This is a genomic window from Psychrobacter sp. PSi21 (genome assembly GCF_054960615.1).
Genome location: NZ_JBHNYR010000018.1, coordinates 32149 through 54439, shown reverse-complemented (window position 1 = coordinate 54439; position 22291 = coordinate 32149). Strand labels below are relative to the sequence as shown.

Annotated in this window: 20 protein-coding genes and 1 tRNA gene; 3 read left to right on the top strand and 18 right to left on the bottom strand. The window is 46.4% G+C overall.

Going from position 1 to position 22291, the window contains the following annotated elements:
• The first annotated feature begins 176 nt into the window (after positions 1 to 176).
• Positions 177 to 252, top strand: a tRNA-Glu gene (locus tag ACFI32_RS12115).
• 190 nt (positions 253 to 442) lie between these two features.
• On the opposite strand, the gene ACFI32_RS12110 is transcribed toward ACFI32_RS12115, so the two are convergent.
• The 12 genes from ACFI32_RS12110 to ACFI32_RS12055 all read right to left on the bottom strand — a co-directional run bounded on the left by ACFI32_RS12110 (position 443) and on the right by ACFI32_RS12055 (position 15491).
• Positions 443 to 1066 carry a BLUF domain-containing protein gene (locus tag ACFI32_RS12110; protein ID WP_462626852.1) on the bottom strand — a complete coding sequence of 208 codons (624 nt, stop codon included), beginning with the start codon at positions 1064 to 1066 and terminating at the stop codon, positions 443 to 445.
• A 379-nt stretch (positions 1067 to 1445) separates the two neighbouring features.
• Positions 1446 to 2180: a 2-C-methyl-D-erythritol 4-phosphate cytidylyltransferase gene (gene ispD, locus ACFI32_RS12105; protein WP_462626851.1), complete on the bottom strand. Its 735-nt coding sequence runs from the start codon at positions 2178 to 2180 to the stop codon at positions 1446 to 1448.
• A 6-nt stretch (positions 2181 to 2186) separates the two neighbouring features.
• Entirely contained in the window at positions 2187 to 2495 is a 309-nt protein-coding gene (locus ACFI32_RS12100; RefSeq protein WP_462626850.1) for an FtsB family cell division protein, read from the bottom strand.
• A 174-nt stretch (positions 2496 to 2669) separates the two neighbouring features.
• On the bottom strand, positions 2670 to 3986 hold the full coding sequence (eno, locus tag ACFI32_RS12095; RefSeq protein WP_462626849.1) for a phosphopyruvate hydratase: 1317 nt from the start codon (positions 3984 to 3986) through the stop codon (positions 2670 to 2672).
• A 222-nt stretch (positions 3987 to 4208) separates the two neighbouring features.
• Positions 4209 to 6545 (bottom strand): heavy metal translocating P-type ATPase, encoded by a 2337-nt coding sequence (locus tag ACFI32_RS12090; protein ID WP_462626848.1) that lies wholly within the window; start codon positions 6543 to 6545, stop codon positions 4209 to 4211.
• A gap of 277 nt (positions 6546 to 6822) precedes the next feature.
• Entirely contained in the window at positions 6823 to 7047 is a 225-nt protein-coding gene (locus ACFI32_RS12085; RefSeq protein ID WP_462626847.1) for a heavy-metal-associated domain-containing protein, read from the bottom strand.
• Between the two features lie 64 nt (positions 7048 to 7111).
• Complete coding sequence (locus ACFI32_RS12080; protein ID WP_462626846.1) at positions 7112 to 7360, bottom strand: hypothetical protein; 249 nt, start codon at positions 7358 to 7360, stop codon at positions 7112 to 7114.
• Between the two features lie 74 nt (positions 7361 to 7434).
• Positions 7435 to 8295 (bottom strand): 3-deoxy-8-phosphooctulonate synthase, encoded by an 861-nt coding sequence (gene kdsA / locus ACFI32_RS12075; RefSeq protein WP_462626845.1) that lies wholly within the window; start codon positions 8293 to 8295, stop codon positions 7435 to 7437.
• Between the two features lie 322 nt (positions 8296 to 8617).
• Positions 8618 to 10252, bottom strand: a complete 1635-nt coding sequence (locus tag ACFI32_RS12070; RefSeq protein ID WP_462626844.1) for a CTP synthase — start codon at positions 10250 to 10252, stop codon at positions 8618 to 8620.
• 218 nt (positions 10253 to 10470) lie between these two features.
• Positions 10471 to 11490 (bottom strand): porin, encoded by a 1020-nt coding sequence (locus tag ACFI32_RS12065; protein ID WP_462626843.1) that lies wholly within the window; start codon positions 11488 to 11490, stop codon positions 10471 to 10473.
• Positions 11491 to 11736: 246 nt separating this feature from the next.
• Positions 11737 to 12795, bottom strand: a complete 1059-nt coding sequence (locus ACFI32_RS12060; RefSeq protein ID WP_462626842.1) for a porin — start codon at positions 12793 to 12795, stop codon at positions 11737 to 11739.
• Positions 12796 to 13292: 497 nt separating this feature from the next.
• Positions 13293 to 15491: a malate synthase G gene (locus tag ACFI32_RS12055; RefSeq protein WP_462626841.1), complete on the bottom strand. Its 2199-nt coding sequence runs from the start codon at positions 15489 to 15491 to the stop codon at positions 13293 to 13295.
• A gap of 505 nt (positions 15492 to 15996) precedes the next feature.
• Here ACFI32_RS12055 and ACFI32_RS12050 point away from each other — a divergent pair.
• Entirely contained in the window at positions 15997 to 16674 is a 678-nt protein-coding gene (locus ACFI32_RS12050; protein ID WP_462626871.1) for a MiaE family protein, read from the top strand.
• Positions 16675 to 16780: 106 nt separating this feature from the next.
• On the opposite strand, the gene ACFI32_RS12045 is transcribed toward ACFI32_RS12050, so the two are convergent.
• From ACFI32_RS12045 to mtgA, 6 genes are all read right to left on the bottom strand, one after another.
• Positions 16781 to 16978 carry a hypothetical protein gene (locus ACFI32_RS12045; RefSeq protein WP_462626840.1) on the bottom strand — a complete coding sequence of 66 codons (198 nt, stop codon included), beginning with the start codon at positions 16976 to 16978 and terminating at the stop codon, positions 16781 to 16783.
• 152 nt (positions 16979 to 17130) lie between these two features.
• Positions 17131 to 17526: a hypothetical protein gene (locus tag ACFI32_RS12040; RefSeq protein WP_462626839.1), complete on the bottom strand. Its 396-nt coding sequence runs from the start codon at positions 17524 to 17526 to the stop codon at positions 17131 to 17133.
• A 161-nt stretch (positions 17527 to 17687) separates the two neighbouring features.
• Positions 17688 to 17930 carry a hypothetical protein gene (locus ACFI32_RS12035; RefSeq protein WP_462626838.1) on the bottom strand — a complete coding sequence of 81 codons (243 nt, stop codon included), beginning with the start codon at positions 17928 to 17930 and terminating at the stop codon, positions 17688 to 17690.
• A gap of 84 nt (positions 17931 to 18014) precedes the next feature.
• Positions 18015 to 18185, bottom strand: a complete 171-nt coding sequence (locus ACFI32_RS12030) for a hypothetical protein (RefSeq protein WP_462626837.1) — start codon at positions 18183 to 18185, stop codon at positions 18015 to 18017.
• Between the two features lie 283 nt (positions 18186 to 18468).
• Entirely contained in the window at positions 18469 to 20616 is a 2148-nt protein-coding gene (gene ppk1, locus ACFI32_RS12025) for a polyphosphate kinase 1 (RefSeq protein WP_462626870.1), read from the bottom strand.
• A 368-nt stretch (positions 20617 to 20984) separates the two neighbouring features.
• Positions 20985 to 21683 (bottom strand): monofunctional biosynthetic peptidoglycan transglycosylase, encoded by a 699-nt coding sequence (gene mtgA, locus ACFI32_RS12020; protein ID WP_462626836.1) that lies wholly within the window; start codon positions 21681 to 21683, stop codon positions 20985 to 20987.
• Between the two features lie 283 nt (positions 21684 to 21966).
• Here mtgA and ACFI32_RS12015 point away from each other — a divergent pair, with 283 nt between their 5' ends.
• Positions 21967 to 22287, top strand: a complete 321-nt coding sequence (locus ACFI32_RS12015) for a glutaredoxin family protein (protein WP_462626835.1) — start codon at positions 21967 to 21969, stop codon at positions 22285 to 22287.
• Positions 22288 to 22291: the final 4 nt, after the last annotated feature.

The window sequence follows — 22291 nt, the reverse complement described above, 5'->3', positions numbered from 1 at the left end:
CATCGCTCTGGATACGGTATCATTTAAAGCGTAAAGATTTACATCCACGCCGCGCCATCAAAAAAAGATATCTAACCTTAAAAAGACGTAAAAAAAGGCTTGACAGGAGGCGCAAAGGTTACTAAAATACGCACCACTTCAGCATAAAGGTGAAAGCAGCTGAAGCGTTGTTCCTGGTCCCCATCGTCTAGAGGCCTAGGACACCGCCCTTTCACGGCGGTAACGGGGGTTCGAATCCCCCTGGGGACGCCACATTCAAAAGTACAATACGTACTTTTAAAACCCTCAAAATCAATATGATTTTGAGGGTTTTTTTATGCTTATATTTTCTTCAATGACGACCGCCCTATCCATTTTTAAGCACAAAAAAACCAGCGTGATGCTGGCTTTAACGATGCAATTCATCTCGTAGGTAGTCTCTATCTTAAAGACTGTCTCTATCTTAAAAATTGCTTGAAAGCATAAACCACAATAGCGCAAAAATGATCAGCGTACCAAGTATGGTTTGGATCAAAAAGAACGCTTGATGCTCGCCGATAACCTTGGTCAGCGTCAGACCTAATGCGTTGTACTTAATCGGTTGCACATCGATATCACCTTGCTGCTCTTGCTTTTCGTAATACTGCTGTAGCAATGCCAAAAACGAATCCGCTTCTGCCTCGCTCCACTCATATGGTTTAAATGGCATCAATGCTTTGACTCTTGAATCTTTAAATAACCAACGCTCCAGTACAATTGAGCGTAACGACCAGCCCTGAAAACGACGCTCAATAATGGCAGAAAAATCGATGGTCTGCAAATCTTTATGACGCTCATCCATCAGTAACTTATTTTTAAGATTGGTCAGTGCTTGCTCTGTTCCTTCCACACATTGAAAAAAACAGCCGTTACCGTAGCAAAGAATGCCACTAATGTTATTTTCTTTGTTAGCCGTGATAGAAGATTTGGCAATATCGTTTAATGTACTCGCCCCTGATAGGCCAGTAGAGGTAATACGGCTTATATAGACAAATTGATAGAGATCGGTCACTTCTTCTGAATGCTTCATGTCAGTGACTGTAAACAACCAGTCCCTCCTTATTATTAAGCAACTGTGCGCTTATTAAATGGGTAAAAATATAATATTCATCGAGATTTTTTGTGATACGTGATTGATATAATAGGTATTTATTTAGGATGTATGAACTTAGTTACATCATAGGACAGTTTAGTCATCAAAGCAACTTGAGATTAAAGGATGGTAGCGTTTTATTGCTATTTTATCCGGCATTTTGCCACTTTGTAATCATCGTAGCTGTCTCTGCCAGCACATGATGCGCATGGGCTAAGCAAGGTATTTACGCAAAATTATCAAGATAAGGCAAGACAAAGCTCACAGCGATACCTAATAAAAAGAAGACGCTGACTGTGAAAAGAGGTGATACCAAGTAGGCACGGTTAACGAATTATTGGGATAACTGCTGAGCGGCGATGATGGCATTGAGCAATATGGCATCATCAGGATAGGTGAGTTTGATATTTTGGCGACTGCCCGAAACCAAGCGAATCGGATATGAGAGCAGCTCAAAAGCGCTGGCTTCATCGGTGATATTTAGATCGTGCGTGGTCACATGGTCTAATACCTGACGCAGTGACTCTATACGAAAGACTTGCGGGGTTTGCGCCTGCCACATGCCAGTACGGTCAATAGTGCGCCACGCATAATCATGTCCAATAGAGACGCCTGACACCGTTTTCTGAGCTTGCTTTAGGGTATCGGCAACAGGTGCCGCCAAGATGGCGCCATAAGGCTCGTTCATAGCAGCGGTAATGACGTTATTGATATCGGCGGTCGGCACGGCTGGCCGCGCCGCATCATGAATCAATACCAAGTCCTGAGCATCAGCGCCAGACTCGATAATGGCTTGCAGGCCTGCCTGCACTGACTGCCAGCGCTCAGCACCGCCGTTTGCATAGCAGATAGGCAACGCAAAATCTAAGGCACTACCGATAGTATCGTCTTTAGCAAGCACCAAGACGCAATCGTCAATATACCGACTGGTCGCCAGCCGCGCCACGCTATGCTGGAGTAAGGTTTGATCATTGAACTTGATATACTGCTTAGGCACGTCAGCACCAAAACGGCTACCGCGACCTGCTGCCACAATCATGGTATGTATACGAGGGGACTGGATCGTCATAAGCAGTTAGTAGCGGCTGTGTGTGGTTGGTGCGGTTGAGACTTGGACAAAGGTTTCGTTGGGCTTGATAAGTCCCAAATCCAAGCGCGCATGCTCTTCGACGGCTTCAAGGCCATTTTTCAGATCATGCACGTCGGTTCTAAGTAAATCGTTGGCCGCCATTTGACTGTCGTTTAAGCGCTGCTGCTCCGCCATCTCAGCGCGCAGTTGATTGTGCTGAAAGTGACCATTTTCACCCAACCAATACTGGTACTGTAGTCCGGCCAGCATCACAACCGCTAAGGCAAGCAACATAAACTGGCTAAAGTATTTCATAAAAATTGCGCCGCACACTAACAAAATGAAAGAATAAAAAGTGGTATCAACATCCATCGTTTTTAAAAAGAAGCGCCATTCGACCCTCTTTTTTAAAAACAATCGGTCTTGATAATAGCCCCACCTGATGATGCACGCGGCACCATCAAGCGGTTCTGATCCTCTAGCGACCAATTAGCCACGTAAACCGATAAACTCTGCACGGCCACGGTAGCTTGCACGTACCTGCTGCTCAATGCGTAGCAACTGGTTGTATTTGGCAACGCGGTCTGAGCGGCATAGTGAACCCGTTTTGATCTGACCAGCAGCGGTACCCACTGCCAAATCAGCAATGGTGCTGTCTTCGGTTTCGCCTGATCGGTGCGAGATGACGGTCGCATAGCCGTTTTTCTTGGCCAAGTAGATGGCATCAAGGGTTTCTGATAGCGTGCCGATCTGATTAAACTTAATCAAAATCGCATTCGCAATCTTCTTATCAATGCCTTCTTGCAAGATTGTCGGATTGGTTACAAATAGGTCATCACCAACCAATTGTACTTTATCGCCCAATTGCTGAGTCAAATACGCCCAACCGTCCCAATCTGACTCGTCAAGACCATCTTCGATAGAGATGATCGGATACTGACGCGCAAGGCCGACCAAGTAATCAGAAAACCCTTGGCTGTCAAAGGCTTTGTTGCCCTCGCCTGCCAAAATGTATTGACCATTTTTATAAAACTCGCTCGCCGCGCAGTCAAGAGCCAAATGGATGTCTTCACCCGCTTTGTAGCCGACTTGCTCAATCGCTTGCATGATAACGGTGATGGCTTCTTCGTTGCTACGCAAGTTTGGTGCAAAACCGCCTTCATCGCCTACTGCTGTGTTCAGGCCTTGCGCTTTTAGTACTGATTTTAGGCTATGGAATACTTCGGTGCCCGCACGTAGCGCTTCTGAGAAGCTGCTAAAACCAACTGGCTCAATCATGAATTCTTGGATATCAACCGTGTTGTCCGCATGCTCACCGCCGTTTAGGATGTTCATCATCGGCACAGGCATGGTGAGTGAGGTTTGATTGCGCAGATTGGCGATATACTGATGTAGCGGCAAGCTTTGTGCTTTTGCTGCAGCTTTGGCAGCGGCCAATGAGACCGCTAGCATGGCATTTGCGCCTAAGCTGTCTTTGTTTTCAGTACCATCAAGCGCAATCATCGCATCATCAATGCGCTGCTGCTCGGTCACATCAGTGTTCATCAAAGCGCTACGGATTTGGCTGTTAACGTTAGAGACCGCTTTTTTGACGCCTTTGCCCATATAACGGCTTTGATCGCCATCACGTAACTCAAGCGCTTCGCGTGATCCAGTTGATGCCCCACTAGGCGCTGCGGCACGACCGATGGTGCCATCAGCTAAGATAACATCGGCTTCAATTGTTGGGTTACCGCGCGAGTCTAAAATCTCACGAGCGCGGATGTCTTTAATTTCGGTGACGTTCTTGGTTTCTTCAGCGTACATGGTGTCTGTAAATTCCTTTGGTCATGCCAAGTTTGTGGGATAAAAAAGGGATAATAAGGGGTATGACACGACTGTTATCGGTTGCCGCTTGGGGCAAATCAGATGGAATACAATCGCATCTATAGACGCTGCAGCGGCGCATAAACAGTCGGCTATAGTGTTTGGCATCATAGCATAAATTTGATCAAACATCGCCCAAATTCATAGCGACTGTCATGCGATTTATACCACTTGCGGCGGCTTACTTGCCGTCTGCATGTCTGCTGGTGACTCACTGTGTGCGCCGCCATCCGCTGTAGTTTTAAAACGGGTCAGCCGTAAGGCATTCATCAACACTGAGATGGAGCTGAGCGCCATCGCACCTGCCGCAATCATCGGGTTTAAAAATCCCAAAGCGGCCAGCGGAATACCCAAGCAATTATAAATAAAGGCAAAGAATAGATTTTGTTTGATATTGCGCAAGGTGGCTTGAGCAATTTTTTGTGCCGCGTTAATGTGCATCAGCGATTCGCCCATTAATCGTGCAGAGGCGCTGTGCTGAGCCACATCGGTGCCTTCAAACATGGCGAAACTGGCATCAGCTGTGGCCATAGCAGGCGCATCATTGACCCCATCACCGGCCATAGCCACATGCTTGCCAGCCGTTTGTAACTTAGCGATCTCAGCTGCCTTATCACGCGGGCTCATCTTGCCATAAGCTGCTTTGATACCCAAAGTCTCTGCCACATGGTCGACCACCGACTGCTTATCACCGCTCATCAAAATGACCTCAATACCATCTGCTTGTAGCGCAGCAATCGCCTGCGCAGTATCGTCTTTGAGGTCATCAGCTAATGCAAAAGCACCCAGCGGCTCATCATTGATACTGATCGCCACCGTACTGGCAATGTTCCATACCTTTGGCATTAATTTGGGCAGTGACAAGTTAGCAAATTCTGGCGTGCCAACCTTCACCGTACCCAGACCCTCGATGACGGCTGCAATACCTGAGCCGCTCACCACACTGACATCAGTCACAGGCAGTAGCGGTAACTGACGTGACTTGGCTTCATTAACCACGGCAGTTGCTAGCGGATGGCTGGCATGCGCTTCAACGCTGGCCGCCAGTTGCAAGACATCATCACTATCGAGTGATTTATCCACCATCACTTGATCCACGATGCTTGGTTTACCCACCGTTAGCGTTCCTGTTTTATCCAGTACCACGGTATCAACAGTGCCCGCCGACTCCAAACTCTGCGCGTCTTTGAACCAAACGCCATGCCTTGCCGCCACACCCATCCCTGCCATAATAGCCGCTGGCGTTGCCAAACCCAGCGCACAAGGACAAGCAATCACCAGCACCGATACAGCATGCATCAAAGCGGTATCGAACAGACCTGTCACCCACCACGTGACACCAAAGGTCACAGCAGCAATCGCCACCACAACAGGTACAAAAACCGCCGTGACCCGATCAGCAAGCCTTGCCAAATCAGCTTTTGATCCTTGGGCATCACTGAGCGCTTTCACCATATCGCCCAGCTTGGTATCACTGCCTTTTGCTTGTACGCGATACAGCAAGCTGCCATTTTCGACCAACGCCCCTGCCAGCAGTGGATCAGAGACTTCTTTTTTCAGCGGCACCGACTCGCCTGTCAAATGACTCTCAATACACCAGCCAGACCCATCAACCACCATGCCGTCCGTTGCCACACGGCTGCCCTGCTTGGCACGCAAAATATCACCAATTTGCACCTCTTGTAATGATACTTGATGAAAATCGCCATTGGGCTGCTGCTGCTCAACCTCGTCTGGAGTCAGTGACAACAACAAATCAATACTGTTCAAGCTGTGTTTTTTGGTGCGCTCTTCTAAATATTTACCTGTACGCACAAAGGCAATCACCATCACCCCTGCCTCAAAATACACAGGCGCATGATGTGCCATACCTGACATCATACTGCCATCGCCATACGTGAGCCAAATATATGTCGAATAAGCCCAGATGGTCACTGTGCCAAGCACCACAAGGACATCCATGTTGGCAAGGCCACCTTTGATCGATGCCCATGCACTTTTATAAAATGGCAGTGCCAAACCAAACTGTACCAGCGTCGCCAGCACAAATTGCACCCATACTGGCGGCATCCACGCCATGCCTTGCCCCGCGATCATGCCTGCCATACCAACCAAAAATGGTAGCAAGCAGAGCCAAAGCGCTATGAGTCGCCATGGCACTGATGTTTTTTCCTCATCCTTTGACGGCGTAAACAGTGTGTCGTCAGCTTGCAAGTTGGCCACAAAGCCCGTCTTATTGACCCACTCAGTCACCTGATCTGGAGTGGTTTGCGCAGGATTATAGTCAATGTTGGCCGTCTCGCCAGCGAAGCTGACACTGGCCTCATAAATACTGGGCTTTTTATTAAGCACTTTTTCGATACGTGATGCGCAGGCCTGACACGACATCCCATCAATCGCCAGCTGTAGGTGCGCTCGCTGCGGAGCTACTGATTCATTGGCTTCGATATCAGTCTCTACAACATCGGACTGCTCGATGGGATTTGATGCATCATTCATAATAAAACTCGGTAGGCTGATCAGAAAGGGGGGAAATACGAGGGCAATAGCGTTAAAAGGGTTCGAGACTCTCTATACATAAGGCTATTGGGACATTTTTCAAGCGTTGACTGAGGGTAGACATTATATCTCACCCAAGCAGCCATACCACAGACCAGCCTTTTGCCAGCTCAAAATGACACGCCCTAATACACACTCGTAAAAAAACCAGCCATCGCAGCTGGTTTTTTATCGTGATAAATCATATCAGCAGTTATCTTTTCAGATTTTAACCTGCTTAAGCATTTGCTACGCTGGCGTCAAATCCTGCGTCAGCAATCGCATCAGCAATGGCTTGGGCACTGGTCTTGCTGTCATCAAACGTAACCGTCGCCAGATTGTCCTCAAGATCAACCGTCATGGTTTGTAGACCGTCAATGTCAGCCGTTGCTGTATGAACACTTGCTACGCAACCGCCGCAAGTCATGCCGTCGATATTAATGATACGTGTTTGTTCTGCCATGATTGGCTCCTTATTATGATTAGTCAATATAAAATATCAGCAGTATTACGTACTATGCCACTGATTAATGATGCGGGTTTTGCGGTGCATCTACAGGATAGGGCTGAGTCACATAATCCACCATGCTGATCGCTGCAGTCAGCGCATGGATACTGGTATCCGTATCTTCATAGCGTATCAACGCTGTGTTGTCTTGCGGATTCAGCTCAATATCCATCACTCCAGTGATATTACGAAGCGCCGTCATCAAACTCTCAAGACCGTCGCTATCGTCAATATTTTCGATACTGACTTTTGCTGTTTGGATACTCATACTAAGACTCCATGCAATAATAAGACAAAGCTGACACAGCTACTTTCACTGGCTGGACGCTGTAGTAAATGATTTTAATGTGTGTCTAACACTTCAAACCCTTTTACCAGCGCGTCAATTTGTTTCAACTGATCCAAGAACGGCTCTACTTGACTCATACGCAGCGCACAAGGGCCATCACATTTTGCTTGTTCAGGATTGGGGTGCGCCTCTAAAAACAGCCCCGCAATACCCGTTGCCATACCTGCTCGCGCTAAGGTAGTGATCTGCTCACGACGACCGCCTGCGCTGTCAGTGCGCGCGCCTGGCTGCTGTAGACTGTGCGTCACATCAAAAAACACAGGTACGTCCATCTGCTTCATGGTATCAAACCCAAGCATATCGACAACTAAGTTATTGTAACCAAACGCACTACCGCGTTCACACAAGATGATCTTGTCATTACCTGCCTCTAGGCATTTATTGACGATGTGGCGCATCTCATGCGGCGCTAAGAACTGCGCTTTTTTAATATTGATAATCGCGCCAGTCTTAGCCATAGCATGGACCAAATCGGTTTGACGCGATAAAAAGGCGGGAAGCTGAATCACGTCTGCCACTTCAGCGACAGGTGCGGCCTGATGCGGCTCATGCACATCAGTAATAATCGGTACGTTGTAACGCTCTTTGATTTGACCAAGCCAGTCGACCCCTTGCTCCAGACCGGGACCGCGAAACGAATATAAGCTTGAGCGATTGGCCTTATCAAAACTGGCCTTAAACACATAGCCAATACCCAAACGCTGACAGATATCAATATATTGCTCAGCAATCTCAAAGGCCATCTCTTTGGATTCAAGCACATTCATGCCACCAAAGAGGACAAACGGTTGATCATTACCAATACAATTATCGTTAAGGGTGATGTGTGACTGCGCGGTTAGCAACTTATCCATACAATAGGTATCCTATTTCTTGTTATCAATTTTTCCATCAATATTGTACCCCATCGCCTATGAAAAAAAAGTAAGCCCTACCGATTCACCACAATTTGCCAATGCAACAGGTAAAACCTATAACTGGTACGCTTTGATATGTAGATCAGAGTGATTGCAAATCGCCTGCCTCGACAGCCTACTCGAATAATTAAACCCTAGCCATCTAACGTTTACGTATAAAATACGCACAAAAAAAGACCAATCCGAAGATTGATCTTTTTTATCTAGCCATACCCAATATCATATGTGGTATCAGGCAAAGCTCAGCGATGCGTAAAGACTACTGATGAGCGCTGTGCGTTTTGGCAGCGTTCACAAAGCTGTTAAATAGTGGATGGCCACCACGTGGTGAGCTGGTAAACTCAGGGTGGAACTGAACCGCAACAAACCAAGGATGATCAACGATTTCAACTGACTCGACTAAGTGCTGCTTGGCTGAGTAGCCTGAAATGTTCATGCCCCCTTGTTCTAATGGCTCGATATAACGGTTGTTCATCTCGTAGCGATGGCGATGGCGCTCAGTGATGTGATGCGCGCCGTATATTTGCGCCAGCTTACTACCAGCAACCAGCTCAGCCTGCTGACTACCCAACCGCATGGTACCGCCAAGATCGGAGTCATCACTGCGAATCTGTAACTCACCGCGCTCATCGAGCCACTCGGTGATGAGACCAATGATTGGCTCGGCGCTCTTACGGTCAAACTCAGATGAGTTAGCATTAATACCCAGCACATTACGCGCATATTCAATCACAGCAAGCTGCATGCCCAAGCAAATACCAAGGTAAGGTACCTTGTTTTCACGCGCATAAGTGACGGCTTTGATCTTGCCTACTGTGCCACGCTCGCCAAATCCGCCTGGTACCAAGATGGCATCTGCCTTGGTAAGCTGGGCAAATAGCGCCTCATCTTCTTCCAAGCGCTCAGCATCAATATAGTCGATTTTGACCGCTGTTTGGTGCGTGATACCCGCATGAAGCAACGCTTCGTTAATCGACTTATACGCATCAGGCAGCTCAACATATTTACCAACCATCGCAACTGTCACTGTTGACTCAGGATTGAGCTGAGCTTTAACCACTCTGTCCCAGTCACTCAAGTCCGCTTCAGGTAAGTCCAAACCAAAGCGTTCGCAGATCAAGTCATCCAGATCTTGCTCATATAAAGCGCGCGGGATCTGATAGATACTTTGAGCATCTTCACACATGATGACCGCCCGTTCTTCAACGTTGGTAAAGAGCGCAATTTTACGGCGATTGTCAGGTGAAATATGATGCTCAGAACGGCAAATGAGAATATCAGGCTGCAAGCCGATCGAGCGTAGTTCTTTGACAGAATGCTGTGTGGGCTTGGTTTTGGTCTCACCAGCACTGGCAATATAAGGCACCAGCGTTAAGTGCATCAGCATGGCGCGATTACGGCCAAGCTCGACTTGCATCTGGCGTACTGCTTCCATAAAGGGTAGCGACTCAATGTCACCAACCGTACCACCAATTTCGATAATGGCAATATCATAGCCCTCGCCACTGGCAAGGATTTTGTTTTTGATCTCATCAGTGATGTGCGGAATCACCTGCACCGTACCACCAAGATACTCACCGCGACGCTCTTTGTTTAATACGGTTTGGTAAATACGACCACTGGTAAAGTTATTGCTTTTGCTCATTTTTGAATGGCGCAAAAAGCGTTCGTAATAACCCAAATCCAGATCCGTCTCTGCGCCATCTTCGGTGACAAAAACTTCCCCATGCTGGAAAGGACTCATGGTGCCTGGATCAACATTGATATATGGATCCATTTTGGTCATGGTGACTTTAACGCCGCGGGCTTCAAGTACAGCAGCAAGAGAGGCGGCGGTGATACCTTTTCCTAGTGAGGACACTACCCCACCGGTCACAAATATAAACTTGGTCATAGTACTCTGTCGGTCATTGGTAAAAGAGGATTTTACTAAAAATGCAGCATAAAATATAGGGCAAAAGCACAAAGTCGGTTAAAGTTTTCGCTCAAGTTATCGACTTCGATATCGGATCATAAACTATAGCGTAAAAGATCAAAAAGTCGTTCTCAAGCGTAAGAGCACGGCGATAAGGCATCAACCATCGTGAGACCCTATCCTAACCGCTCACTTTACTAAAATAAGTATTCCAAGCCGCCACCCGCTGCTGCCACCTTGGTCTCAGTTGCTTGGTATGAGCTGTCCATCGGATTGGTATAATCGGTCGAGTTTTGACCGATATAGGCATGGCCGATAATATTGTCCTTAAACTCATACTCACCGCCTAGCACGATCTGCTTGGATTCATTGTTAGAAATACCATTTAAATTGTCAGTTTGATTGTACTGCACATAAAGCGACGCTGGATTGGCAAATGATTGTATGTCCATATTGGCACTGACAATCATTCCTTTTTCTGTGGTCGCTCCATCAAAATCATAATCGGCTCTTTGGTAAACGGCACCAAGCTGTACGGGCGCGGTCATATCAATATGGTGATCAAGGTCTAGTGTCATGGTACCGCGAACCACATCACCACCATAATTGGCGCGTCCCTCAAGATTGTCAGCGGATACAAAATTTAATGCATTAATACTACCGTTCGCTTCAATGTCATGGCTAAAAGCAATACCAGTGCTCAATCCGTTATCAGATACATGCTTAACATAAGCACCAAAACCTGCGCCGCGATCTTCACTGTCTTCGTTGGTGGCATACTGCACCACCACGTCTAAGGGCAGATCATCAAACTGCGGAGCAATCCAGACGAGCGAGTTTGACTTACGGGTATAATCAAGCATGTTAAGCGCTGAGACGATTTCATTTGAGGCAAGTGTGGTTTTACCTAAGTTGTCCCAATAGGCTCGATTGACCATGGGGCCATAAGTATAGCCAAGTACTGAGGTATTACGCCCCAGACGAAACTCACCAAACTTATCGTGCTTGAGACCCAAATAAGTGTCTCGACTGTTCAATGCTGCGCCGTCAGAACCGTCAATCTGAATACCATATTCTAGGCGATAAACCAGCTCGGTATCACTGGTCAGCGCTTCAGAACCACGAAAGCCCAGTCGCGAAAAATTTGAATTGATCTGTAAAGTACCATCGTCTTTAAGCATTACACGATTTTGGTCATCGTCAGTCTCCATACTCATATCAACGCCATCGGCAGTCACAAATGCTTTACCATATATCTCTGGGGCAGCATGGGCTACCACTAGAGGTAGCATCGTTATCACGGTAACTAAACATAAAGTCTTCATAATCCTCTCTCAATTCTATAAGGCTTAAGATCCTGAGGGTTACTCAATCACGTTGGTACTGTATGACCTACTAGCGGGCTATCCATAAAAAAACTCACCCCGAAGGATGAGTTTTTTAGTATCAGATTCTAATGTATATTAGAATAAGTATTCTAGACCACCACCAACAGCAACGACATCAACGTCACCTGCGCCACCTGTGTATGCATTGTCGTCTGTACCTGTAGGCATAACGTCATCAGCACTGTTTACACCAGCATAAGCATGCATGATGATGTTGTCTTTATACATGTACTTACCACCAACAACGATCTGATCTGAATCAGAATCTTTAACACCACCTAGGCTTTCAGTGTTGTTGTACTGAAGATATACAGATGCTGGACGCGCAAAGTTGGTTAGACCCATGTTTGCACTAAGAATGAAGCCTTTTTCGTCTTCAGAAATGTTATCAAAATCAGCTTGCTGATATAGCGCACCTAAAGTTACAGGGTAAGCAACGAATTTACCTAGATCGACAGTTGCTGAACCACGAACGATATCACCAGCAATGTTCTGATCTTTATCATAAGCCAAACCTACGGTAAACCCTGTACCTTGGTCAAATGACAATGCCGCACCAAAACCGTCATTATCGTTACCATTTTCTTCGTCAGAGCTATACATTACCGCTAGATCTAGTGGCATGTTGTTGTATTTAGGTGCTTTCCAAACGATAGAGTTGTTGATACGGCCGCTGTCTGACATGTTCAGACCGCTTAGCTTTTCGTTGTCCTCAATCTTGTTGCCACCTAGGTTATCCCAGTAACCGTTGTTGACGATAACGTTGTTGACATAATCTAGCGTAGATTGGTTTTTACCAGCGCGGAATTCACCAAGATCTTTGTTGACCACACCAAGATAGGTATCACGGTTGCTCAAGCCATCTGTTTCGCCATCAACGCTAGTGCCATACTCTAACTGATAGATCACGTCAGTATTGGCAGTCATGGCTTCAGAGCCTCTAAGGCCAATGCGTGAAGAGTTTGAGTTGATTTCTACTGTGTCATTGTCATAATCACTAGCATTATTCACACCATCAAACTCAGTGTTGACATAGTCAGCAGTAACAAATGCTTTACCATAGACAGTAGGGGCTGCTTGCGCTGCAGATACAGATAAGGCAGCAACGGCAGAAGCTAAAAGTAGTTTTTTCATGGGGAATCTCTCCACTGTACAATTTTAGTAGTAGGCTGGCTATGATTAGCTGGTGCCCTTAATGGTATCGTTACAAATCCTCAAAGATATAATGTGCAACTGGCTACCGATATTCGTCAGGAACAAGTGTGGCTAAGTACTATTACCGTAAGATGAAAAAACCAGAAGTTACATAGAAGAAACCGAACACGTAACGCATATGTAGGCTTAGGTCTTTATCGCTCTAGTGTGTAACATCCGTTACCAAACTCATACTTCGGATACAAGCATAACAACTTTGTCATAATTTGCAACACTTTTTTTATTATTTCCTAGCGCGATTTATATCACTTGCTTTATTGCACAAATATTGGCTTCAAACCTCAAAATAGTGAATTAAATTGATAGTTTAGTCAATAATTATGTTACAAAAAAATGAATAGATAGGTATAACCTACCAGCAGGCATGGCGTTACCCTGCTGGCGGCGTAGTGATTAAAAAAAATGTTTCTGTACGCTTACGCGCCTGCTTTTAGATCCAAACGCGCCTGGTGAAGCAGTGGCTCCGTATATCCGCTGGGCTGCATACGGCCTTTAAAGACCAAGTCACAGGCAGCTTGAAACGCATAAGAGCGATCAAAATCAGGCGCCATCGGTTGATAGCTGGGATCCCCTGCATTTTGCTCATCAACCACTTTTGCCATACGCTGTAGGGTATCCATCACTTGCGCTTCACTGACCACGTTATGATGCAGCCAGTTGGCGATATGCTGGCTTGAAATGCGCAGCGTTGCACGATCTTCCATTAAGCCCACATCATTGATGTCTGGTACTTTTGAGCAGCCCACGCCTTGATCAACCCAGCGCACCACGTAGCCAAGGATGCCTTGTGCGTTATTATCAAGTTCCTGCTGCTTTTCGGCGTCTGTCCAGTTGGTGTCAGTGGCTAATGGAATGGTTAAGATATCGTCCAAACTGGCACGCGGGCGTGATTTTAGTGAATCTTGGACGTCAGTAACGTTGACGGTGTGGTAATGCATGCTGTGCAGCGTGGCGCCTGTTGGTGAGGGCACCCATGCGGTGGTCGCGCCCGCTTTGGGGTGAGCAATCTTGGTATCCATCATCTCTTGCATCTCATCAGGCTTCGCCCACATACCTTTACCGATTTGGGCATGACCCTGTAGACCAACATCAAGACCAATATCTACATTCCATTGCTCGTAGGCTGGCTGCCACGCTTGCGACTTCATATCGCCTTTACGCACAAATGGACCTGCGTTCATGCTGGTATGCATTTCATCGCCAGTACGATCCAAAAATCCAGTATTGATAAAAATAATACGGTCTTTGGCTTGACGGATACAAGCCTTAAGGTTGATGGTGGTACGGCGCTCTTCGTCCATAACGCCCATCTTGATACTATTACGCGGTAGGTCTAACACATCTTCGACGGCATCGAACAAATCATTGGTAAAGGCCACTTCATCAGGGCCATGCATTTTTGGCTTAACGATATACATCGAGCCTGTACGCGAGTTTGAGAGTGTGTTTTGTCCTTTAATATCATTGAGACTCAGTAGCGGGGTGATCAGACCATCCATGATACCCTCAAAGATAGGTTCTTGACCCTCGCCCACATCCACCAATATCGCAGGATTTTGCATCAAATGCCCAACATTACGGATCAGGAGCAAAGAGCGGCCAGGTAGCGTCAAGGTACTACCATCTGGCGCGGTATAACAGCGGTCTTCATTCTGGGCGCGCGTGTGTTGCTTGCCGCTTTTCTCAAAGGTTTCTTGCAGATCGCCGTTCATTAGACCAAACCAATTGCGATAAGCCTCGATTTTTTCTTCTGCATCGACGGCGGCTACTGAATCTTCGCAATCTTGAATGGCGGTGATGGCAGACTCTAGCAGTACGTCTTTGATATTGGCAGGATCATCTTTACCGATGGTATTTTGCGCATCGATTTGTATTTCGGCATGTAAGTTGTTATTTTTAAGCAAAATGGCAGATGGACTATTTGAGTCGCCGATAAGACCTGTAAACTGTGCGGCATCTTTAAGCGCGGTCTGCGTGTCACCCTGCATTACTTGTAGCGTGCCCTCAGCAACCGAGAATCCTGTCACCTCGCTGTAGCTGCCTGATGTTAATGGGAAGTTGTCATCCAAAAACTGCTTGGCATAGGCCACAACGGCAGCGCCGCGAGCTGGATTGTATGCGCGGGTTTTTTCTTGACCATTATCTTCACTGATAACATCGGTGCCATACAGCGCATCATAAAGGCTGCCCCAACGGGCGTTGGTGGCGTTTAGCGCGTAGCGGGCGTTACGTACGGGGACAACCAACTGTGGCCCTGCAATCTGTGCAATTTCATCGTCCACATTTTTGGTAGTGACGGTAAAGTCATCACCTTCTGGCAATAGGTAGCCAATATCTTGTAAAAACTGTTTGTAGACTGGGTAGTCAATTTCGCCATTTTTGGCAGGGTTTTCAAGATGCCACGTATCAATTTTTGCTTGCAAGTCATCACGTGTGGCCAGCAGTGCTTTATTGCGCGGGGTAAAACGCTTGACCACGTCTTCAAACCCTGACCAGTATTGTGCTGAGTCAATACCCACTTTTGGCAAGACCTCATTTTCGATAAAATCATATAGCTGCTGATCGATAGCAAGAATACCCTTTTGAATGCGATTGCTTTGAGACATTTGGCTCATAATGCTTTCCTTATCTGCTTATAACTTATAATGGGAGTGATGACCAATAACGATCTTGACAGCGCTTTATACAAAGCACACTGTCTTGATAACGTATCAAAAAAAACCAGCAACCGTTACGCGCTGCTGTCTATCAATGACTATTGTATTTTGTTGATAAAACATCATCCTACTATCAAAATTTAAAATAAACAACCGCCATTCATTTATTATATAAATAATGGTGCTTCACCAGAATGATACTCTATAAGCTGCCTACCCTAAGCGCTATAATAGCCATCGCCAAATGATGTGACTTGAAAGTAATCACATAGTAGGCACAGCGTTAGCGCAATAATTTGCACATAATGATGATGTAGAGATATAAAATACTTTATAATTTTTACGATATCAATCATCTATTACAAAGTGCCCGCAATAGCAGCGCCGTCTTTTTGATTTACACCCACCAATACAGACTTTTAATATGACCAACAGCCACCACGACTCTATTGATACTCTGAACATGACTGACGATCAACCCACTGACAATCTGTCTGAGGACAGCGTCGATATCGCCAAGTTGCGCACTCCCATCAAGGTTGATTTGTCACCCATTTATCAGTTTTTAGGCAGTCGCACATCACAACAATGGGTGGATGCTGCTATTGCCCATTTACCACTCATTATTCAAGACCATGCCAACTGCGAAAAAAAAGCCGCAGGTACGGCGATGAATTTGATGTTTCGTTATGAGTTTTCGTACGATTTACAGCGTAAGCTGGCACAACTGGTTCGGGAGGAGATGCTGCACTACGAGCAAGTGCTCGGCATCATGAATGAGCGCGGCCAAGAGTGGCAATACTTAAGCGCAGGGCGATATGCTAAAGGTATGCTGAAGCATAAGCGTACCTATGAGCCTGCAGCAATGGTAGATGTACTGATTATCGGAGCATTTATTGAGGCGCGCTCTTGTGAGCGTTTCGCGGCACTGGCCGCTGTGATCGAAGATGAGCGCTTAGCAAAATACTATCGCTATTTGCTCAAGTCAGAAAGTCGGCATTTTGAAGATTATCTGGCGCTGGCGCAGTCACTGGCTGAGGAAGACATCACTGAGCGCGTGGACTTATTTAAGGAGGTGGAGGCAGTCCTTATCAGCAGTCCCGATGAAACGCTGCGCTTTCATAGTGGCGTACCTGCCTAGCATCTTATGCACTATATATAGTCGTTATAAAAAAGCAGCCGCTTTGCCCTTATTAAATTGTAATAAAGGCAAAACGACTACTTTTCGTTTATAGCGCTACAACCAGTTATTTGTCGTACTGAGTATGATCTTTAGCCACATGATGCGGGTCATGATCAGCCGTGGCACGTTCAGCAGCAGCAGGATTCACCTTTTGCAAAGCATCATCTGGAACGATACCATCATTGTCATCTGCATCCTCCAAGGTGTAATCAGAATCGCTGACCACTTGGTCATTCAACTTATTGTCGTGCTCAGAACTCATAAATAATCCTTATTTATTGTTATCATTGAGGATGCGTCCGCAGCCTTTCTCGATAAGCTACCTTATATAGACGCACTAAAGTGTCACAGCTTGTCGCCTTTATCATCGAACGCGTCTGTACCTACTGGTTTATAGCTCAGTTTACCAAGCGATCAGTCTTTAAAATCTGGGTTCAGTACACGGGTTTGGGCGTTATCAATACTGGCGTAACGGTTCCTATTAGTAATAGCATCGCTGTCTTGTGCCTCACTACCAACATTGCGCTCATTGATACCATCATCAAAAGGATTGCCCTTTTGGTCGCGGCGATCTGGTTGACGCGCAGGATTGTCATCATCGTTGACATGTTTAGACTCGACTACGCCCTCCTCAAAGGTATCAGTACCTTTGTTGACGCTGGTGTCTTCTTCTAGTTCGTCATGGTTCTCAACATGCTCGTCAGTACGGATCGATTCAGCATGAACCGCCTGTGTGCTGTCGACGGTGACCTGCTCGTCTGATGATTCAGTCACTGGTGTTTTGGTCAATGCAGGGTCTCTGGTTTCCATGAAGTTATCCTCAATATTGGTTACAAAATTTTTGGTTATCAGTTATAAAAGGTGATTAGTACTAAAAATAGCCGTCGCATTGCTGTTGTGGTCGCAGCTGTTGTTATAACGGCTACTATCAAAGTCATTATCTGTTAAGACAAGATTCAATAAGACCAGACTTAATCTCTATCCAAATCATATGCATTTAAGTCACCCACGTTTTTACCGCCTGCTGGTAGGTTCTCTGTGTCACGAGGATCAACATAGACTTCGTCTGTCTCTTGTGATGCTTGTTCAGGTCCGTCTATTTCTGGCTCATGCTTACGCCCTTCATAGCTGTCCTTAGGATTTTCTACTTGGTCTACGCCAGTTTTGTCCTCGCGTACCACTTTGCCATCGTCTGGATGTTTGATCGTTGTCATGACTAGTCCCTCGCTATTTCATTATTGGATAGTTGTCATATATTATCGAGCTATCTTGTTTGGCAGCAATATAAAAATGGCACTCTATTTGTCTGTGCGTACATCTTCGTCGATAAAGTGCGTTTGCTCTGATTCAGTCAGTGTTTCAGGACTGGTGGGTTCTTTGTCTTCGTTCAGATTTTGTTGAATGTGTTGACTGTTTGCTTTTTCTGCTGCTTTCTTGACATCTGAGGTATCATCGTTGGTGCTACTCATCAATTTATCTCCAGTCCGTATGGAATATGTAGGGAAATGCGTATTGGGTGCGTCTGTAATCACGTTATCCATCCAGTATAGAAGCTTGGCTGACCTACGAACCAGTGTGCTGGGGTATCAATATGTGAATAAATGTGAGGTTGCAAGACAGTTTGTAACTCATTTTCGCGGTGTCTGCGCTATTGCGGCAAAAAAATACCCCAGCATGTCAGATGCTGGGGTATTTTGTCACCTTTAAATATACACGGCATGCGATAACATGCGCGGCGTTCGTATTTGATGGTTAAGGCTGAACCGACTCATCCACACGGTTGATGGTCTTTAGCAAATGATCTTGCGCAATATGCAGTGATTCGCCTTCAGCTGGCTGCACCTGTTGCCAACTACCATCACCACTCAACGTCCATGCTTGCACATTATCCTGCAGATAATTCATCAAGCCATCTTCGTATATCTGCGCAAACAGCTTTTTGTCCTCGATCGGAAAAGCCACTTCAACACGGTGGAACAAGTTGCGATCCATCCAGTCAGCACTACCACAATACAAACGCTGCTCACCATTGTTATAAAAGTAATAAACCCGCGTGTGTTCCAAAAAGCGGCCAATCACTGAGCGCACGGTGATATTTTCGGACAAGCCTTGCACTTGCGGACGCAGGCAACAAATAGAGCGCAGTATCAGCTCTATTTTCACGCCTGCCTGAGAGGCATCATACAGCTTATCAATCAAACGGCGCTCGGTAAGTGCGTTCACCTTAACGATGATGTGCGCAGGCCATCCTGCTTTAGCATGGCATATTTCATCATCGATAAAAGCCATCAACTTTTCATGCAGCGTAAAGGGTGCATGCAGCAGTTTTTTGAGGTTGGCTGGTTTGCCCATACCAGTCAATTCTTGGAAAATCTTGTGCACATCTTCTGAGATATCAGGATCGGCACTAAATAGGCCATAATCGGTATATATCTTAGCATTGCCTGCGTGATAGTTACCCGTGCTCAAATGCACATAGCGGCGGATACGGTCATCTTCACGGCGCACGATCAGCATCAGCTTGGCATGGGTTTTATAACCAACGATGCCATATACCACCACTGCACCCGCTTCTTGCAGATAGTTGGCAACGGCAATATTGGACGCTTCATCAAAGCGCGCCCGCAGCTCAATGATGGCGGTGACTTCTTTGCCATTACGGGCGGCGGCGGCGAGGGCTTTGACGATTTCTGAATTGGTACCTGAGCGGTACAAGGTTTGTTTAATCGCCAGTACCTTGGGGTCACTTGCCGCTTGCCACAATAAGTTAATAATCGGTGAGAAGGCGTGAAACGGATGATGCGCCAGTACATCGCCTTTACGCATCGCGGCGAACATGCTGGTACTTCTGTCTAACTTGTCCACCTCGCGGCGAAACGCCTTGGGCACGATATGGGTAAATGGCTGATAGCGCAATTCTGGAATGTTAAAATCAAACAGCAAGCGGGTGAGGTTTACAGGGCCGTTGACGCGATAGAGTTGGTTGGTATGCAACTCAAACTCATTGAGCAAATAATCACTGATGTGCGTTGGGCAGTCGGTGGTCACCTCAAGACGAACTTTATCACCAAAGCGGCGGTTTTCCAGCTCGCCCTCAAGCGCTTTGGCAATGTCATCAACATCGTCCGCCAAATCCAAATCGGCATTACGCGTTAAACGAAATTGATGGCATCCTGTGACACTCATCCCTGGAAATAGCTCACCAATGTGTTCATGAATGATCGCAGAAAGCATGACGTGATGCTCTTTGCCGCCCGTCAGTTCATCAGGTAGGCGTATCACCCGTGGTAAGCTACGCGGCGCAGGGACGATAGCCAAATTGATATCGCGGCCAAAGGCATCTTTGCCCTCTAACGTGACGATAAAATTAAGGCTTTTATTCACCAGTCTTGGGAATGGATGGGCAGGATCAATACTAATCGGCGTCAGTACAGGCGAGACTTGCTCGGTAAAGTAGCGCTTCATCCACGCAGACTGTTCGGCGTTTAGCTCATCGCGCTTGAGGTAGCGAATGTCCTGCTCGGCAAGCGATGGTAAAATCTCTTCGTTAAGTATCTGATACTGACGCTCAATCGCTTGGTGCGCCACCACGGAGATTTCTTTGAGCACGTCACTTGGGCGCATACCGTTTGGACTATTACCCACATCACTCAGGTTGAGATTTTGCATGATGCCAGCCACGCGAATCTCAAAAAACTCATCCATATTTGATGAAAAGATCATCAAGAAAAACAGACGCTCAAGCAGCGGGTGGCGCGGACTGGCCGCTTGTGTCAATACACGCAGGTTAAATTGTAGTAACGACAATTCACGGTTGATATAACTGCTGGGTGAGTAACTGCCGTCTTCATGGCGTTGCCACACAATATCTGTCGTCAGCGCCGTGCTGGCGTTATCCATTGGCAGTGCGGCTGGCGGGGTTGCTGTTTTTTGCTTGTCTGCTGCTTGATCGGTGTTTTTGTTGTCTTGCTGGTTGTTGGTACTGATATGGTTGGTGCTGGTCATGCCCTGCTCCCTTATTATTATCCGTATGAAATAGCCCTTAATTTTTTTACACCGCGCCTGCGTGCGCTTGGTCAATGTGCACGGCGCTGTAGCGGCTTGTCGTCCACATCATCCAAATGGTTTGGGGTCATGACTGCGACCCCATAGCGCCGCTGCACAAAGTACCGCTGCTCAAAGTGGCGCGGCGACCCTCATCTACTCTAAGCGCTAACGGCGGTGATGACAACACCTTTATCAAGTTATCAGATACGAATATGATAGGCTTAAGCGGACGCTTCTTCAGGCTTGGGTAGCATGGCATTTTTCATACGTTTTTTGATGATTCGCTGCTTGTTACGCAAGCGCTTATTGCCTTGATTGTCTTCATAATATTTTGGATTGGTCAACATACTGATCAACAGCGCTGACTCATCGCGACTGAGGTTAGCGGCGGATTTGTCAAAATAATGATGCGCGGCAGCATCAATGCCGTAGATGCCATCGCCAAACTCAGCCACGTTCAAATATGCGGTTAAAATACGCTCTTTATCCCACATATTTTCAATCATGATGGTAATAACTGCCTCTTCTCCTTTGCGTACATAAGAACGGTGCGAGGTCAAAAATAAGTTTTTTGCCAACTGCTGGGTGATGGTCGAGCCGCCTGCACTGGTCTTGCCACTTTCTTCATTCTTTTTCATCGCCGCTTCAATACCCTCAATATCAAAGCCATTATGTTGACTGAACTTTGCATCTTCACTAACAATGGCCGCCTGCTTGGCAGATTTGGCAATATCGTCATAATCTACCCATGTTTGTGTCACGCTGCCCCCTTTTAACTGGTGCGTCAGCATAAACATGCTGTGGTCGATGGGCTGAGTCTTCCAAAGCAGTAGCAACGAGGCGACCAACACATGAAAAGCAACCACCACCAGCATTATAGCCAGCAGCAGTCGTTTGATAAATTTGCCAAAACTTGTCATGCGCGGTATCCGAATGTCTAAAAAACACGTTAAATCATTAAACACTATCTGCGGCTGATGCGCTACGATTGATAAATGATAATAAAGAAAGGTACTAATAAAAAGGACTGGTAAAAAGCACGCGTCAGTAACGGTGCTCAATAACAGGGTATCTTACCCAATCTCACAATCGCTGTCATTATTTGCACCGTTTCTTTATCATGTATCAACCGCTTAGCCGCATTTGGGCAATCGCCGATGCGCTAATGCCAGCAACGGATAACAGAAAATAGTGATGACTGCCATGACAAATGACCAAAACGACATTCAAACTCTACGCGCACGTATTATCAACGCCGTACCACGATTGGCTGCTGACGAGGCCAAAGAGGCACCATGGCTGCTGGGCACGATAGGCTGCCATCTATGCACAGATGCCCAGTATCTCCTGACGCAGTTTCAATGCGTCTATCCAGTCAGCTACCAGTATGTCGATATTGCCGATTTTGATGATACATTAATGATTGTGTTTGCAACGTCTATTCCTGTACTATTGACGGCTAATGAGCGGCTTGATTTTCCTTTTTCGCTCATGGACTTGCAACGGTTACTAATTGAGCAATGAGACC